General features: G+C 54.1%; 14 protein-coding genes. All 14 read right to left on the bottom strand.

The window, feature by feature from the left end; translation table 11 throughout:
* Positions 1-3: 3 nt before the first annotated feature.
* Entirely contained in the window at positions 4-1,521 is a 1,518-nt protein-coding gene (locus tag ACFQZG_RS07540) for a right-handed parallel beta-helix repeat-containing protein (RefSeq protein ID WP_378151007.1), read from the bottom strand.
* Positions 1,522-1,632: 111 nt separating this feature from the next.
* Positions 1,633-3,102: a right-handed parallel beta-helix repeat-containing protein gene (locus ACFQZG_RS07535; protein WP_378151005.1), complete on the bottom strand. Its 1,470-nt coding sequence runs from the start codon at positions 3,100-3,102 to the stop codon at positions 1,633-1,635.
* The gene (locus tag ACFQZG_RS07530) at positions 3,089-4,567 is read right to left on the bottom strand and encodes an MOP flippase family protein (protein WP_378151003.1); all 1,479 of its coding nucleotides are present in this window, start codon (positions 4,565-4,567) and stop codon (positions 3,089-3,091) included. Before ACFQZG_RS07530 ends, ACFQZG_RS07535 begins: the two co-directional genes overlap by 14 nt.
* Positions 4,568-4,600: 33 nt before the next feature.
* Positions 4,601-5,872: a hypothetical protein gene (locus tag ACFQZG_RS07525; protein WP_378151001.1), complete on the bottom strand. Its 1,272-nt coding sequence runs from the start codon at positions 5,870-5,872 to the stop codon at positions 4,601-4,603.
* Entirely contained in the window at positions 5,841-7,061 is a 1,221-nt protein-coding gene (locus tag ACFQZG_RS07520; protein ID WP_378150999.1) for a hypothetical protein, read from the bottom strand. The genes ACFQZG_RS07525 and ACFQZG_RS07520 overlap by 32 nt, the downstream gene beginning before the upstream one ends.
* A gap of 68 nt (positions 7,062-7,129) precedes the next feature.
* The gene (locus tag ACFQZG_RS07515) at positions 7,130-8,278 is read right to left on the bottom strand and encodes a glycosyltransferase family 4 protein (RefSeq protein ID WP_378150998.1); all 1,149 of its coding nucleotides are present in this window, start codon (positions 8,276-8,278) and stop codon (positions 7,130-7,132) included.
* A complete protein-coding gene (locus ACFQZG_RS07510; protein WP_378150996.1) occupies positions 8,275-9,360 on the bottom strand; it encodes a glycosyltransferase family 4 protein in 1,086 nt (361 codons plus the stop codon). The genes ACFQZG_RS07515 and ACFQZG_RS07510 overlap by 4 nt, the downstream gene beginning before the upstream one ends.
* On the bottom strand, positions 9,357-10,187 hold the full coding sequence (locus ACFQZG_RS07505; RefSeq protein ID WP_378150994.1) for a glycosyltransferase family 2 protein: 831 nt from the start codon (positions 10,185-10,187) through the stop codon (positions 9,357-9,359). The genes ACFQZG_RS07510 and ACFQZG_RS07505 overlap by 4 nt, the downstream gene beginning before the upstream one ends.
* Positions 10,156-11,103: a glycosyltransferase family 2 protein gene (locus ACFQZG_RS07500; protein WP_378150992.1), complete on the bottom strand. Its 948-nt coding sequence runs from the start codon at positions 11,101-11,103 to the stop codon at positions 10,156-10,158. Before ACFQZG_RS07500 ends, ACFQZG_RS07505 begins: the two co-directional genes overlap by 32 nt.
* The gene (locus ACFQZG_RS07495; RefSeq protein ID WP_378150990.1) at positions 11,051-12,037 is read right to left on the bottom strand and encodes a polysaccharide pyruvyl transferase family protein; all 987 of its coding nucleotides are present in this window, start codon (positions 12,035-12,037) and stop codon (positions 11,051-11,053) included. The genes ACFQZG_RS07500 and ACFQZG_RS07495 overlap by 53 nt, the downstream gene beginning before the upstream one ends.
* Positions 12,038-12,065: 28 nt before the next feature.
* The gene (locus tag ACFQZG_RS07490; RefSeq protein ID WP_378150988.1) at positions 12,066-12,746 is read right to left on the bottom strand and encodes a CpsD/CapB family tyrosine-protein kinase; all 681 of its coding nucleotides are present in this window, start codon (positions 12,744-12,746) and stop codon (positions 12,066-12,068) included.
* On the bottom strand, positions 12,727-13,479 hold the full coding sequence (locus ACFQZG_RS07485; RefSeq protein WP_378151597.1) for a YveK family protein: 753 nt from the start codon (positions 13,477-13,479) through the stop codon (positions 12,727-12,729). The genes ACFQZG_RS07490 and ACFQZG_RS07485 overlap by 20 nt, the downstream gene beginning before the upstream one ends.
* A gap of 46 nt (positions 13,480-13,525) precedes the next feature.
* On the bottom strand, positions 13,526-14,206 hold the full coding sequence (locus ACFQZG_RS07480; protein ID WP_378150986.1) for an acyltransferase: 681 nt from the start codon (positions 14,204-14,206) through the stop codon (positions 13,526-13,528).
* Positions 14,207-14,238: 32 nt separating this feature from the next.
* On the bottom strand, positions 14,239-15,264 hold the full coding sequence (locus ACFQZG_RS07475) for an NAD-dependent epimerase/dehydratase family protein (protein ID WP_378150984.1): 1,026 nt from the start codon (positions 15,262-15,264) through the stop codon (positions 14,239-14,241).
* Between the last annotated feature and the right edge of the window lie 19 nt (positions 15,265-15,283).

Below are 15,283 nucleotides of genomic sequence, written 5' to 3'. Positions count from 1 at the left end.
CGATTACGAAGATAACGTGCATTTTCTCCATTTGGATCCATCATAGACGAACAGCTCTTTCGAATCCTTCTTGAAATAGAGCTGACCGGCTCTGAATATTCGGGACGTCGGCGTTTCCGTTCCCGTATAGATGTCGATCCGTTCGCAATCCGTGTTGCCGTCCAGAAGCGCTTCTCTGGTTTGAACGCGATTCGGATCGGCGTTATAGACGTAACATTGGTTGCCGCTCAACTTCATGCGGGTACTGCCCCCGACTTCGATCGCCCTCTCCACTCTGGCGGTCGCGCGGTCGGTACGGTCGTCGACGGACACGTTGTTCGAAATCGTACAATCCTTGCAAGAGCCGAAATTCGCGTTATCGATCGCCTGAACGTCGGCGCTGGGCGTTCCCGTACCCGGAGAAGCCATATCATAGAAATTGTTGTTGATCCAATGATTGCCGACGAAGGTTCCGTAGGCGACTCCGGTCGCATACAAGCCATACTTCTTGTTCTTCTCGACTACGTTGTCCGCGACTACGATTTTGTCCGTTCCGAGTATTTGAATGCCGGTCTCCTGTCCGCCGTTCACGGTATTCCCCCGCACGGCGACGCCCGGACTATCCGTCGTAATGCTGATTCCCGTCGACCATGATTCCTTCACGAAGTTCCCGTCGATCTCCACTCCGATCGATCCGGTCGCGATCTCGATACCGATCTTATTGCCCGACATTTGACGCGGAGGCGTATAGTTGCCCGCCTTGGTAATTTGATTATGATGAATGACCGTATCATAGCTCTTATAGGTCTGGTAATTCGTATCCTCGACGACCAGAATGCCGCTGGAAGCGGAGTTCGTTACGATGTTGTCCGCGATCGTGACGTTCTTGCCTCCGACGTGCGCGATTCCTCTGGCCCAGCTATTGTACACGCCGTTGCCGATTATCATGATTCTCTCGCAATAGTCTTTATCCTTCTGATAGCTGACGACGGCAATGCCGTCATCTCCCGTGTCCGCCAAGGTGTTGCCGATGACGACGCAATCCTTGGAACTGCCCGTCACGTGAATGCCGTCGGCGAGCGTATTTTTCACGTGATTATAAGCAACTTTCGTATTTTTGCACGTGAAGATAAACAGTCCGGCGGCGCAAGTATTTTCCACCGTCAGGTGCTGGAGCAAACAGCGCTCTCCTTTATAGAGAAAGAAGCCGTACTGGGCGGAGTTCCTTTGCGAATAGCTCGTTCCGTTGGACCTAATCTTGAAATTCGAGAAGGATACCCCGGTCGCGCTATTCACCTTCAACACCGATTTGCTTCGGTCCTCCGAATAGAGAACGGACGTATCTCCGTCTCCGACGATGCCGAACGACCCGGTAGCTTCGATCGGAGCCGTCCGATACGTTCCGCTGGGTAAATAGATCGTGGCTCCCTGCCTGCGGATCGCTTCTTGTATCGCTTTCAACAATGGAGCCGTGTCGTTGGCAACCCCGTCTCCTACTGCTCCATAATCGGTTTTTACGTTAATTACGCTTTTATCTGGCATCGTCTCACCTCATCCTCGTAATCATGGCTATAATTATATGTATTGATAACGAGAGAAGATCGTGCACGAATAGGGCGAGGGCTATAGAGGAATTTCAAGCGGAAATACCGGCTATTGCGCGCAGGGAAGGTACGTTCCGAGCTTGGATCCCTTGCTCTCGTTCCTCTCGAAAACGAGACCGTTGCAAGAATCGACCAATTCGTAAGTTCTCTCGACCTGCATCGCTTGCCGAGTCTCGTAAGACTCGTTATCGGTTACGAGGGATCCACGACTGTCCTTCAGCAGAAAATTGTCAACGTTCGGAAGGCCGGAGGCATTGTTATTGACGAATGAATTGCCTACGGCCTTCAACCTATCGCTGCTATCGGAATAGAAGCCGTACCCGCCGTTGTTCTCTACGACATTGTCCACGATCTCGCAATCGTCGCCGTCCAGATGGAGACCCGTAGATCGGTTGTCGGCAATGACGTTGCCGCGAACGATTGTCCCGCCCGAGGCGATGCTAATGCCCCTGTCCGCCCCGCCCGCGACCCGATTGCCGACAATCGAGGTTTCGCCGGCTCCCGGGGCGACCTCGATGCCGAATACATTCCCTCGCTTCGTTCCGAACAACCCCGCGCGCTCAACGACGTTCATCTCGATCCGCGTGCCTCGCGGAGCAAAAGTATCGTAATGGAGATCTTCGTCCACTAGAATGCCGCTTGAGGACGTCCCTTCGATCGTGTTGCCGATTATTTGTACCTGCTCCCCTCCCACGTTGGCTATTCCTCGAGAGTACGAGTCACGGATGGCGTTCCCGCGTATTTCCACGTTGCCGGCGACGGTAGGCTGGCTTAAATAACTGACGACCGCGATCGCGTCGTCTCCGGTCCCGGAGAGACGATTGTCCAGCACTTTGATATTTCGGGAGCCCCCGGTAATATGTATCCCGTCGGCTAACGTGTCTTTCACGGTGTTGTTGCGGATTTGGCCTCCGTTCACGTTGCCTCGCACCATGATTCCTTTCTTATTGCCGAATACGTTCTCGATGATGAAATCGGAAGCCTTCGAAGTCACGTAAATGCCTTCATCCGCATCGTCGCGGGCAGCGCCGCTCACCCCTAACGAGATTTGCATATCCCTAACGGCGTTATGGCTTGAACCGGATATGACGATTACTCTATGGGGATGAACCGTAATTCGAACGTCCGACTCCCAGCCCGCACCTTGAAGAATAACGTTATCATTACGAACGACGACGCTGTCATCGACGAGATAGATCCCCTTCGGAAAATATACCTTGCCCCCGCCCGCGGCACCCGCCTTATCGACGGCGGTTTGAATAGCCGCGCGATCAATCGTTCTCCCGTCTCCCTTGGCTCCGTAATCGCGGACATTATAGGTTCCGACGGCGTTATCGCTATCGGGTTTGTCCCGGGAGTCCGGGCGGGGATTCACGGGCGAGCTTCCGGGCGAGAGAACGCTCTCCAGGCCAAGATACGATATCGTCGGCGGCCAAGCCAGCAGAATGAACCCGATGAACAACATACCGAGGACGGCCGAGGCCGCCCGCTTCCTAAAGCCGTCGTTAGCTAACGCCATCGGCCTTCTCACCTGCTTTCCTAAGGAAAACCCACCTTGCTCCGTTCATGACGTTCTCTCGATTGAATAGATACAACAAAAGTCCGTAGAGCAATGCCCCGCTGATGATCTGCGCGGCAAGCACGACGATAGGCGAAGCTTCGTCGCGCAGCAAGAGACCGACGATCGATACTCCGATCGCCATCAATAGACTGCAAGCAATACCCGGCATAATACTGCGCAGGTAGATGAGGAAGCAGTCGCCGATTATGCTCTTGATGGATATGACGTAATGAACGCCGAACAACACGACTTGTATGAGAAGATAAGCCAAGGCCACGCCCGACGCGTCTCCCTCATAAGCGCCGAGCGCCAATGAAGGCGCGATGAACGCCATGCTGACGATCGTGTACTTGAATGCGATATCCGCCCTGCCCTTCGCGAGCAACAGACTGGACGTATACATAATCACCGAACGAATCAGAATCATCCCGGCAAGAATTTGAACCAACGCGACGCTTGGCTGCCACTGCTGTCCGAAAGCTAACGGCACGAAGTTAGGCGCGATTGCGACCAGACCCAAATAAATCGGCGCGTTCACGTAACTCACGGCGCCGGCAGCCCTCAAGAAGCCGCCGCGAAGACGATCGGCTTGGTCTTGTATTCGTGCAAGAATAGGAATCGATACTTGCGAGAACAGCGGATTCAGCTTCTGTACCGGCATTGAACAGATTTGGAACGCGAACGTATAATAACCGAGTTTCTCGGCCCCGAATAATCTCCCCAATATCAAATAATCCAGATTGGAAATTATCGATTGCGTCATGTTATTGCCCATCTGGTACATTCCGAAGCTGAGGTAACCTTTCAGATCGCCGCGGGAAAAATGCCAGCTCGGTTTCCATAAGCGCCAGCCGGCCACGGCGAGACATATCGATTTCAATAGCGCGTTGGCCAGATGCGACCAGACTAACGCATAAATTCCATAGCCGGAATAGGCTCCGATCACGACGACCAGAAATCCGAACGAATACGCGGACACGTCGACTTTGGCCAAATAATCGAATTTCAATTCCTTCTGGAACAAGACTTGAAACTGTTGGCCGATCGCCGGGATAAAGCATAGAAACGCCATCCACCGCATCGGCGCAATCAGATCGGGCTCATGGTAGAAATAGCCGGCTACGGGAGCGACCAGCCACACGGCCAAACAGGCGACTGCTCCCGCCGCAAGATTCAAATAATACAAGCTCGAAAGCTCGTTGCGAGTGACCTTCTGCCGGTGAATGATCGCATTGGATATGCCGAAATCGTTCATGGATAGCGCCAGTACGATGAACGCCATCATCATGCCCATCAACCCGTAATGCTCCGGCTCGAGAAATCGGGAGACGATTACGATTTGAGCAAGCTGAATGACGGTGGACGACACGGTCGACACGGTCGACCATTTCATGGCCGCCAATCCTTTCGTTCTCAATGACACGGCTGTCCCTCATTCCTCGATCGCGAGTCGGTCTTAGGCAATCCATTTCTTAATCCGAAGGAACAAGGGATGGGGGATAAGTCCTATAATGATCTGCTTCGCGCTTCGTTTCTTGGCGTACGAGCCGATATCGAGCGCTTGAAACCATGCGAAGAAATCGCCCGCCTCTATCGGCAGTAAATCCTTGTTGCGAATGCTGCGTACCCTAATCTCATCCCAATACTCCCCTTTTAGAACGTCATGGGGAAGCCATGAGAGCAAATATTGACGAACGAGACGATAGGCTTCTCGATATCCGATGAAACCGACTTGAGCCGGATCGATGCCTTCGGCGATCAAACCGACGATCGTGCGCAAGCACTTCTCGCAACGGCAGCAATTGCCGTACTCCGCGTTCGACCAACAGACGCGAACGACCGCGGGTTGCTCCGAACTCCGTATAAACTCGGCAATAAGCCCTACTTTCCCTTGACGGGTCAGTTCCTCGCCATCTAACTGCACCTGCGTTCCCGTCCATCTCAAATGATTGTTAATCATCGTATTGGAACCGTCCGGCACGGCGCGGGAAAGCTTCGGCGGCAGCGCCGAGGGCACGTACAGCTTCGCGATCCCCAACCGGTAAGCCAACGGAGCGACCAAGCCGACCAATCCGATGCCATGCTGCACGCCCGCCCACCATCCGTGGGTAAACCGATCCGTCATGAAGGCAATGTGCTTATCGTTAATGAATTCGCGCAAGTTCGATTTGACGAATAAGCTCTCCAAGCCATGCGTTCTGCCGAACCGATCGTTGTATCGTTTCACTTCTTCCCACATTTCGGCTTGGTCGCAGCGAATGTCCGCGCCCCAGAACGTAATGAAATACGGTTCTTCCTCTCTCCTGCGAATAAACGTCCCCATCGAATCGACCCCGCCGCTGAAAAACATGGCCGACCGTGAAGGCGCTTCTTCGGGCATATCCTCGTTCAAGCGATTCGCGTACACGTTCCCGGTGAAATTCAGGCGGGGATACATGGCGCGAAACGAAGCTTGCGCCTGGAGCAAGCTTTCATAATACGACTTGTCGACTTGGTCCGCATAGACGTCGACCCCGGCGATCCACGCGACAGGACATAGATTGGCAAGCAAAGGGATAACCAGAATGCTTTCCGGAACTCCCCGGATGCTCCTATCGTACTCCGCATAAAACGGGATATCCGTGAAGTATTCGCTCGCTTTGGATCCGTAACGGACGATGTATCGGATGATCCTCTCCCCGTCCAATTCGACCTTCTCAATGGTGATGCGCTTGTTTTCTCGCCCCATCGCCTTGTCCCCTCTTCCACTCGAATACGGATTTGATCGCATAGCTGGACGCCATGTACAGCAGCGGATAGAATGTCCTCGTCTCGAACAAGTAGGCGATCCTGTAGCTTTCGAGCACGGAGATGAAGAGCACCGGATAGATGGCGAGCCATCCGATTTCGTACCGCTTCAGACCTTTGTACGCTGCCCCTAGAATAACCCCGTAAATAACGGCGTACAGCAGATACAAGTAGCCGGAGTCGGCGAATAGTTGCCCGAAGTAACCCATATTCGTATAGTCTTGCGCCGAGTATGGGCTTAGTTTGATATTCGCGTACGCTTGGGCTGCTTGTCCCGTATGCAGAAACCGGCTTAGCGCATCGCCAGGCACGACCATGGAGATCAGGTTGATCCAGCCGTTGAAGAGAAGCGCGGGGAAAGCGTAAAGTTGGCCGGAGAGATCTACCATCGCGATGGAATGATTAACGCTCGAAGTTATGTAATCCAGAAATCTACCGATGCCGTAGCTATATACGCCGGCTTGCTCGAATCCGTTCTCCGAGTAATATCGGTAGCTTCGAAGCCCTTCCGCGATCGAGAAGAACCCGACGAAAGCCATCGCGGATAGAATCAGCTTCGGCAGCGTCAGCTTCACGCGATTAAATACGAGCGCCATAACGAGAATCGGAATGACGACCTCCATGAGCGCCAGCCTTTCCGAGAAGAATAAGCCTCTTAAGACGCCGGGAAGCAAAATCATCAGCCAAATTCGGACGTCGCCTTTCTTCCCCATGCCGAACACATAGATCGAATACATCGCGGCCGCGATCATACCGAACTGCGTGAAGGACGTCACTCCCGGTATCATCGCTTTGTTCACGACCTCGAGCTTGAAGGTTTGAAAATCTTGTTGGACGACCGCTAAGCGATACAGCCTCATAACGCCTTCATTCATGATCATTCGGGCGATCCACAGCCATTGCGCGCCGAAGGCGATAACGGCGAGCGCGACGCTCTCCTTGAACAAAGCCTTGGCTTCCTTATCCGAAGCTTGCGGCAATGGACTGTCCTTGCTTAACGTGCGCCTTGGAGCAAAGCTGGTTTTCTCTGCCGCCCATGCACAAGCGAGAATGACCGCGTAGAAGAGCAGGTAATTCGCGAACCCGGGCAAAGAGAAATACTTCTCGTAAGCAAAATACGGATTTCTCAAACTCCAAATCATCGTGCTGGCGAAAGCGATAGAAAATAACAGAAATCTCGGATTCAGAATAAGACCGTTCAACGGTGCTCAACTCCGTCCCGAACGGAAGCCGCTCGACCGATTTGCTCCTGAACATGCTGCAGAATCCGTTGCCGGAAAATGTCGGCCGAGAAACGGAGCGCGTTAGCCCGGCATTCCTCGTACGCGATCCGATATTCGTTGTCCTCGAATTCGCCGATTGCCTCCATGATCGAAGCGACGGACTGATGCTTGAAGAACACGCCCGTCGGTCTATCTTGCTCCAGTCCGCGCACGGTTTCGAGCGCTCCGCCTTTGCCGTAAGCGATGACAGGCGTTCCGCACGACTGGGCTTCGACCGGAATAATGCCGAAGTCTTCCTCCGCGGCGAAGAGAAAGGCTCTTGCTTGCTGCATATGCCGCACGAGTTGTTCCGACGGTTGGTATCCGAGAAGGGTGACGTTAGGAGCCGCCATCGACTTGATCTTCGCATACTCCGGTCCGTCTCCGATGACGACCAGTCTCTTGTCGGGCATCTTAGAGAAAGCCTCGACGATTAAGTCGATTCTCTTGTACGGAACCAACCGCGATGCCGTGAGATAATAGTCTTGCTTGTTCGTCTCGAGCTTGAAGCTATCGATGTCCACGGGCGGATGGATCACCGTCGAATGGCGACGATATACTTTCCAAATTCGATTGGCGACGTACCGGGAGTTCGCGATAACCGAATCGACGCCATTCGCCGTCCGAGCGTCCCATTGGCGAATTCGGTGCAACATCCATGTCGCTACCGCGCCGCGAAATCCTCTGGTCAAACCATGCTCTTTCAGATACCGATGATGCATATCCCATGCGTAGCGAATAGGGGTATGCACGTAAGAGATATGGATTTGTCCGGGTCCGGTAATGACTCCTTTGGCAACGGCATACGAACTCGAGAGGACGAGATCGTACTCCGACAGATCGAACCGTTCGACGGCGTAAGGCATTAGAACAAGGTATAAGCGAAACTTGCTTCTGGACAACGGCAGTCTCTGAATGAACGACGTGCGAACCGGTTTATGGCGAATAAATTCCCGTTCCGCCGGAGGAAGGAAATCGACGATGCTGAACAAATCCGCGTCGGGATATAAGATCAGCAATTGTTCGAGCACCTTCTCCGCTCCCGCATACACGACCAACCAGTCGTGTACGATAGCTACTTTCAAGTCAGGGCCACCTCCTTAACGACCTCCCAAGTTTCTCTGGCGCAACGATCCCAGCGGTAACGGGAAGCTCTTTCCAATCCTCTCGCGGTCAACCGTTCGCGAAGCTCCGCGTCCACCATTACCCGCTCGATGCAGGCCGCGATATCCGTCGGATTATCGGGATCGCAATATTCCGTCGCTTCGCCGCATACTTCCGGGAGCGAGGACGAACGGGCGACGATTACCGGGGCGCCGCAAGCCATCGCTTCCAGCGGGGGAAGGCCGAAGCCTTCGTAGACGGACGGGAAGACGAAGCAGGCGGCTCCTTCATACAACGCTTTCAGTTGCTCGTCGGTCACATAACCGATCCACTTCAACCTGGCCGAGGATGGCATAGGGCTCGTTCCGAATACCTTCGCGTTCGTTCCTCCCGCGACGACGACGTCGTAGTCTGCTTCGCTTAGCAGCTCGATCGCCTTCGCTACGTTCAGAAAGTTCTTCCTCGGATCCATGCTGCCTACCGCCAGTATGTAACTCTTGTTGGCGAAGCCGTGCGTCTCGAGAATGGTACGATCCGGAGATAACCGCTCCATGTGCTCTAAACCTAGCGAAATCACGTCGATCTTGCTTTCGCTCACTCTGCAATGCTTCATCAGCTGAGACTTGGAGAATTGCGAGATGGTAACAATCCGGCGACTCGTACGCCCGACCGTTCTCTGGATGATTCGATAAGCGAATCTGAATAGCCAGGAGAACGATTCCGGATGCTCGAACACCGCCATGTCGTGTATCGTTACGATTTGTTTGCGCTTGAGCAACGGTCCCGTATTGCACAGATTGATCAGGTGGCCTCCCCTGGCATGTAAGGGAAGCACCAGTTGTTCCCAAGCATGGCCTCCGAAACCGCCGATCTCTCGCAGCTTGATTCGCTTGAGCTCCGGTTCGTATATCCGGTTAGGCGGAGCCAATATCGTAACCTCGGCCCCGCCAACCTGCTCGCTTCGGTCTAGCAGCTCGTCCCAATGTTTGACTAGTTCGAGAGCATACCTCTGCACGCCGGTCATTCGTTGAGTCAGAAATCTACCGTTGACGAAGATCTTCATCTCATGCCCCTCAATCTGCCTCTGAAGGAATGCCAATAATAGCTCGATTTCGCAAAGCGCAGAAAAGTACCGTACATGGCCGCTCCTATTAACGGCTTAATCAAATGATGCAGCTTGAAGGTAATCGAATAACCGTGCTTCGTCACGACCTTGCCGAATCCGCAGCCGTACTTGTAAGCTCTGTCGATTACCTGGGGGGTATACGCGCGAACGGGATTCGGGTGATTCACCGTAAGGCTCGGATAATAATACACGATGCATCTCGGGAGCGCCCTCAGGACGTAGTCCGTTTCCTCTCCGGACAAATAGATCGAGTTCGCGCCAACCCCGATCTCTTCGTCGAATCCCCCCAGTCTATCCGCGACGCTTCTCCGGTGGAAAATCGTATAGGAAATCGCCCTTCTCCAAACGTTGGTCTTATCTACGTATCCTTCCGTCCGATCGAACTTGGCGGCGGAGTCGTTCCCCGCCAAATCGACGGAACGCCCCGTCACGACATCGAGCTCGGGACGCGCCTTGAACAGCTCGACGACGGCAGCCAGCACATCCGGATCGTACCAGCAGTCGTCGTCGGGAAAAGCGACGATATCGCCGGTAATCGCGCCGAGTCCTTTGTTTCGGGATCTGGATACCCCTCTTTCCGACCTTAAGCGAACGATCGGCAATTGCGTCTCGTACGGCTTCAGGATCGGGCCGAGCCGATCGTCTTCATTCTGGTCGACGACGATCAACTCGTAATCTTGGTAGGTCTGAACGGCGAGATGCCGAAGAAACCGATCCACCTCGGACGTGCTTCTAATCGTTGCCATAACCAACGATATTTTCATTAGCCACCCCCACGCGATTCCGGGTCGTTAGGAATCGGATGCCTCTCCAGTAGCCCGTTGCTTTCGTTCGGTGTTTGCTTCTAAGAAGCGAACGGCAGAGCAGCCCGATAGACGTCCACATCAAGCAACCGTATCTCCATCTCTTAGCGCCTCTCTCCCGAAGCAAATAATAATGGTTCGCGATTTCCGTATAGGCGACCGATTGCTCCTTATCCCTCGATAAAGGCGACTGATGATGCATGACCTGCAGCAGCGGATCGATCCATAACGTTCCCGTGCGTCCTGCGACTTGGGACAGATATAAATCTTCGCCTAGACTATAGCCCATTAGCCAAGGGACGGGCATCAACTTCGCGAGCGCGCTTCTGCGAAAGGACATATTGAACCCGGCGAGAAACTGAGTCGGAAACGGTCGGCCGATACTGCCCCAGCTTGTCATCGCCCCGCCGTAACCGCTTAAAGATAATCGGCCCGGGGAACGAGCGGAGAATAGGATGACGCGCGAGTACAAGTTCCATAACCGGCTAGGGACGAGGCTCGCGTCCCTGCCGCCGATGCCTGCGGCTTCGGGCATGCTTGCGTACAAGCCGCTCAGCCGGTTCAGGTAACCCGGCGTTAATTCGGTATCGTCATCCAAGAATACGATAATGTCGTGTTCGGCCCGTTCAAGCGAATCCAATCGCGATAACAATAGTCCCGGTCTCCGCTTCTTCCAGTAGCGAAGCTCCGATAGCGGATGCGTTAGCAGGGAGGAACACCTGGCTATCGTCTCCTCAGGCATGGAACCGTCGTCTACGATAAGCACTTCGAGCGGGTAATCGATCTCTTGTCGGGCGATCGAGCCGATGCAGCGCAACACGTCCTCATGACGATCGCGAGTACAGATCGCCAGCGTCATTCCGGATTTCCGTCCCATGCCCCGTTGCCTCCGATCCGCTCGTCCATTGCCGGTAATAACCCGTATTCTTACCGTAGCTATTATCGACGAGGACGTTGTTCTTGCCCATTAAACAGGCTAACAGGTGACCGTGAAGCCTCGAAGTGACGATCGTCTCGTAACGTTCGAACAGCCGAATCGCTCTCGCCGTGTAGAGGTTCGCTAGGAAATACCATATTCGGCGCAAGGGAAACGGATTGCCTAGCCTTCTGTCCAGGGAATGGCATCTCACGATGAACGGAATCAAGATTCGATCCCAGCTATTGAATAAATCCGGCCAATCCACGGTCTTCTCGTTATCCTGCGACATGGCGGCGGCTTCCGACTCGACATTGCCTTCACCGTCTGCTCGGATTAACGACAATAGAGGCTCTCTAGGCGAGTTCCCCGCCGCGATCGGATAGAGCTGGTGCGCCATGTCCGGACATAGAACGACGTTGGACAGCCATCTCGCGGCCGTCTGCCGGGAACGTTCATCCCTAACGAACAAGTGAAAATCCGGATGCTTCGAGAATAGGCGGAACGAGCGCTCTTCTTCCTCTGCATCCTTAAAGTGAATCGTCTGAGGCAGGACGACGATCCGATTGTCCGGATAAGCGGCAGCGATTCTCTCCCTGAAAGAATGGTGCTGCGGATAGAGGTCCCCGAAATTCCCGCCTCCTTGGCAGACGATAATCCAATCGCGAGGGATCTTCCTCGGCCTGAAATTCACGTATGCGTACCTGCGGCGAACGCGTATGCCGTATGCCTTGAAGAAAGCTTCCGCACCCTTCATGATGAGCAGATCGCCGATATTCTCATAGACCGGATAATCCAAATAAACGATTTGCGAACCTTTCGGTACGGCCTCGCCTATTACCGATAACCTCATCCGAAGATGTTCCATCGTATCCGCTCGCGCGATTGTTTCCATATCATTCTCCCGGCTTCGAGGCACTCGATTATCGTGCCGACGTGTAATGACGATAGCCTTTGGCGGGCATAGGCTTGGCGCTATTATGCACGCAGCCCAGTATCGAAGCGCCCAGCTGTTCAAGCTGCTTTTTACAAGCCAATGCATTCGTTCGATTCGTCAGGGTCGAATGAATGACGAGCAGCACGCCGTCGCTGCTCGCGGCGAATACGCCCGTATCCGGCACGGACAATAAGGCGGGGGTATCGATGAGGACGATATCGTATGCGCCCTTCGCTTGGTCTAGCACCGACTCCAGCCGATCCGCCGCCAACCCTTGGAAAGGCATCTGGACCGCCCCGTACGCGAGTAGCGACAAGCCGGGAATTTCCGTTTCCTTAGCCGCATCCCCGAGGGGACGGTTGCTGCGGACCATGTCGGCCAGCCCGATGTCGTCGTGAATTCCGAATAGGCGATTCAAGACGGGACGATAGCCGTTGCCGTCTATTAATAGCGTATTGCAACCCGACTGGGCGTACGCGATCGCCAAATTCGTCGCCGTCGTCGTTTTCCCTTCCAACGGCTCTGCGGACGTAATCGCGATCGTTCTGCGTTCGCGGCCGCCCGGGAAATTCTCGATTCTCGTTCGCAGCCCCCGGTATAGACTGGCTTCCGGCGACATCGGATCGCTATGCGAGATCAAGAATCTTCTATCCGATTGTACGGACATGAATGTCGTCACCTGCCCGTTGATAGGTTGCGATCGTTTGGCCGGCCTTAGCGGACGTTCTCTTCATGGCGGTAATGCTCCCCAGCACCGGCAATTCCAGCCACTTCTCGATGTCTTCCGGTTTATTGAACCGATTGTTCGCGTACTCCAGCAGGTAAGCGGCGAGTACGGCGATCGTGGAAGATACGATAAGCGCGATCAGCAAGACGTAGATAATCCCCGACTCCTCGATCGGCGACGATTCCTTCGCGGGGTCGGATTCGTTAAGGACGACTACGTTCTCGACGCGCAAGATCTTCGGAACTTCATTACGGAACACGCTCGTTAAGGCGTTAACCGCTCTGGAAGCCGCGGCATAGGATTCATCCTGCACGGCAATCGTCATGATCGGGCTGCCCGCCGCGGACGACACTTTGATTTTCTTCGCAAGCTCGGCGCTCGTCAGTTGCAATTCCGGATGCAAGCGAACGACTTCTTCAAGAATCGGCGGCGTTGCGATGAGCTCCTTATAAGTGTTCAGCAGCATCACGTTAACGGTCAGATTGCCTTGGTCGATGACCGGCTGCCCGCCCACCGCGTTCGTGCCGCTTACGATCAATCGGTTAATCGCTTGATATTGGGGGCGCTCGAAACTTTCATGCATAAAAATCGCCGCCGCGCATAGCACGACGACGATCGTAACGATTAGCCAAAGACGTCTTCTCAATAAACGAAGATGATCTATCAGATCCATTGCCCACTCTCGCTTTCCCGCCGCCGTCATCGGCGAAATCCCCTTATCAGATACGCTCTCGGCGCCAATCGATATCGCTTCGGATCACTCGCGCGGGAGCTCCCGCCGCGATGCTATTCCCGCCGATTACGCCGGACACGACGGACCTCGCCCCGATCACGCTGTTATCGTGTATCGTCGTCCCCTTCAAGATTTGCACGTTAGCCCCAAGCCACACATGATTGCCGATCCGTACGTCTTTGGCGCGATTGATTCGATTACCCGAGTTAAGATCGATGATAGAATGCGAATCTCCGGAACGAATATCGATGCCGAAGGAGAACATGCAGTCTTCGCCGACCGTAATCGAAGAGCCCGGTTCCGTCACCGCGATATGGGCGTTCTCGATCGTCGTCTGCGCCCCGATCTCCACTAGGCAATCCATGTCCTCGAACCAGAGAACGCCGTTCTTGATCGTACAGCCTTCGCGTATATGCAGCTTATGGTTCGAACCTCTAACGAACACCTTCAAATGCGACAGCTTCGTCCGGCTCCCAACGACGATCTCGTTGCCGCTTCCCTCGATATCGAACGATACTTTCCTGAGGAACGCCCCGGATGAGCGCACGATATTGCCGTTTCCCTTGATCTTCTTCTTGTTGCCGCTCATTGCGTAATATACGGCCCCTGCAAGCGGAGTCATCCACGCATGCTTGTCCAATATCCGGCGAATCGTTCGACGAAGCACCGATCCTCCCCCTCCCGTTCGAGCCGCATTCGCTACAGATTGATGACCGCCCCGTACAACTCTACGTCTTTAATAATCTTATGCCACTTCATAAGCTCCTTGTACCATCCGAGCGTAATCGACTGTTCCATATTCGAGATCCGTCCCTGCTCCAGCGCTTCGTATACTTCTCTCGCGCCATCAGCAGCCGTCCAGCGAGCTTCCCAATTCAACAAGGTATTGATCTTGTCGAAGCACACCCGATAAGAACGATGGTCCGCATCTCCGTACCAATCGATCGAGACTTCCTTCGGAAGAGCGGATACGATCTCTTCGGCGAGGGGTTTCAATTGATAATTGTTCCGATTAGAGCCGACATTGAAAATCTGTTTGTTAACGATCGTCTCGTCGGCCTCTAGCAACAGGCACATCACATCCGTCGTATCTTGGACGTGTACCATCGGGCGCCACTGATCCCCGTCCCTCATCAGAGGAATCGATCCCGACTTGTACGCCCCCAGCGTCATGCCGTTGATCGCCAAGTCAAAGCGCATTCGGGGCGACAGTCCGTATACGGTAGCCTGACGCATGACGACAACAGTGAAGTCGGAGTCCGCTAGCGGAAGCACGCCTTGCTCCGCCCTTTCGTTCGCTTGGGCATACACCGTCAGAGGATTCGTAGGGGAGTTCTCGTCTACGATCGTATCCGCTCCCACGAAACCATAAATGCTGCAGGAGGAAGGAAGGATGTATCTCTGTACTCCTTTCCGCTTAGCCATTGTCGCCGTGTTTACCCTGGACACGTGATTGATCTGATGGGTCGCCTCGGCGAACAACTCGCCGCTCGGGTCGTTCGAGATCGCCACGAGATCGATCACCGCATAGACTCCGTCGAATGCTTCGTCCGAAATTTTCCGCGCATCTTCCCTGATGATTGTCAGATGCTCATGAGGCTCTAACTTGTCTTCGCCGAAATAATACCGATCAAGCGCGATGACCCGATACCCTTTATCCAATAGCTTCGGAACAAGGACGCTGCCGATGTATCCTCCTGCTCCCGTTACCAATACGGTTCTCATACTAACGATCTTCCTTTCG

It is taken from the genome of Cohnella sp. GCM10027633 (assembly GCF_042675445.1).
In the GTDB taxonomy this organism is placed as follows: domain Bacteria; phylum Bacillota; class Bacilli; order Paenibacillales; family Paenibacillaceae; genus Cohnella.
The sequence above is the reverse complement of the archived record's forward strand: the minus strand, read 5'-3'. Positions and strand labels throughout refer to the sequence as shown.

Coding starts and splice junctions, on each gene's coding strand:
- ACFQZG_RS07540 (WP_378151007.1), bottom strand. CDS start 1,521: ATGCCAGATAAAAGCGTAATTAACGTAAAAACCGATTATGGAGCAGTA.
- ACFQZG_RS07535 (WP_378151005.1), bottom strand. CDS start 3,102: ATGGCGTTAGCTAACGACGGCTTTAGGAAGCGGGCGGCCTCGGCCGTC.
- ACFQZG_RS07525 (WP_378151001.1), bottom strand. CDS start 5,872: ATGGGGCGAGAAAACAAGCGCATCACCATTGAGAAGGTCGAATTGGAC.
- ACFQZG_RS07510 (WP_378150996.1), bottom strand. CDS start 9,360: ATGAAGATCTTCGTCAACGGTAGATTTCTGACTCAACGAATGACCGGC.
- ACFQZG_RS07505 (WP_378150994.1), bottom strand. CDS start 10,187: ATGAAAATATCGTTGGTTATGGCAACGATTAGAAGCACGTCCGAGGTG.
- ACFQZG_RS07500 (WP_378150992.1), bottom strand. CDS start 11,103: ATGGGACGGAAATCCGGAATGACGCTGGCGATCTGTACTCGCGATCGT.
- ACFQZG_RS07495 (WP_378150990.1), bottom strand. CDS start 12,037: ATGGAAACAATCGCGCGAGCGGATACGATGGAACATCTTCGGATGAGG.
- ACFQZG_RS07490 (WP_378150988.1), bottom strand. CDS start 12,746: ATGTCCGTACAATCGGATAGAAGATTCTTGATCTCGCATAGCGATCCG.
- ACFQZG_RS07485 (WP_378151597.1), bottom strand. CDS start 13,479: ATGGATCTGATAGATCATCTTCGTTTATTGAGAAGACGTCTTTGGCTA.
- ACFQZG_RS07475 (WP_378150984.1), bottom strand. CDS start 15,264: ATGAGAACCGTATTGGTAACGGGAGCAGGAGGATACATCGGCAGCGTC.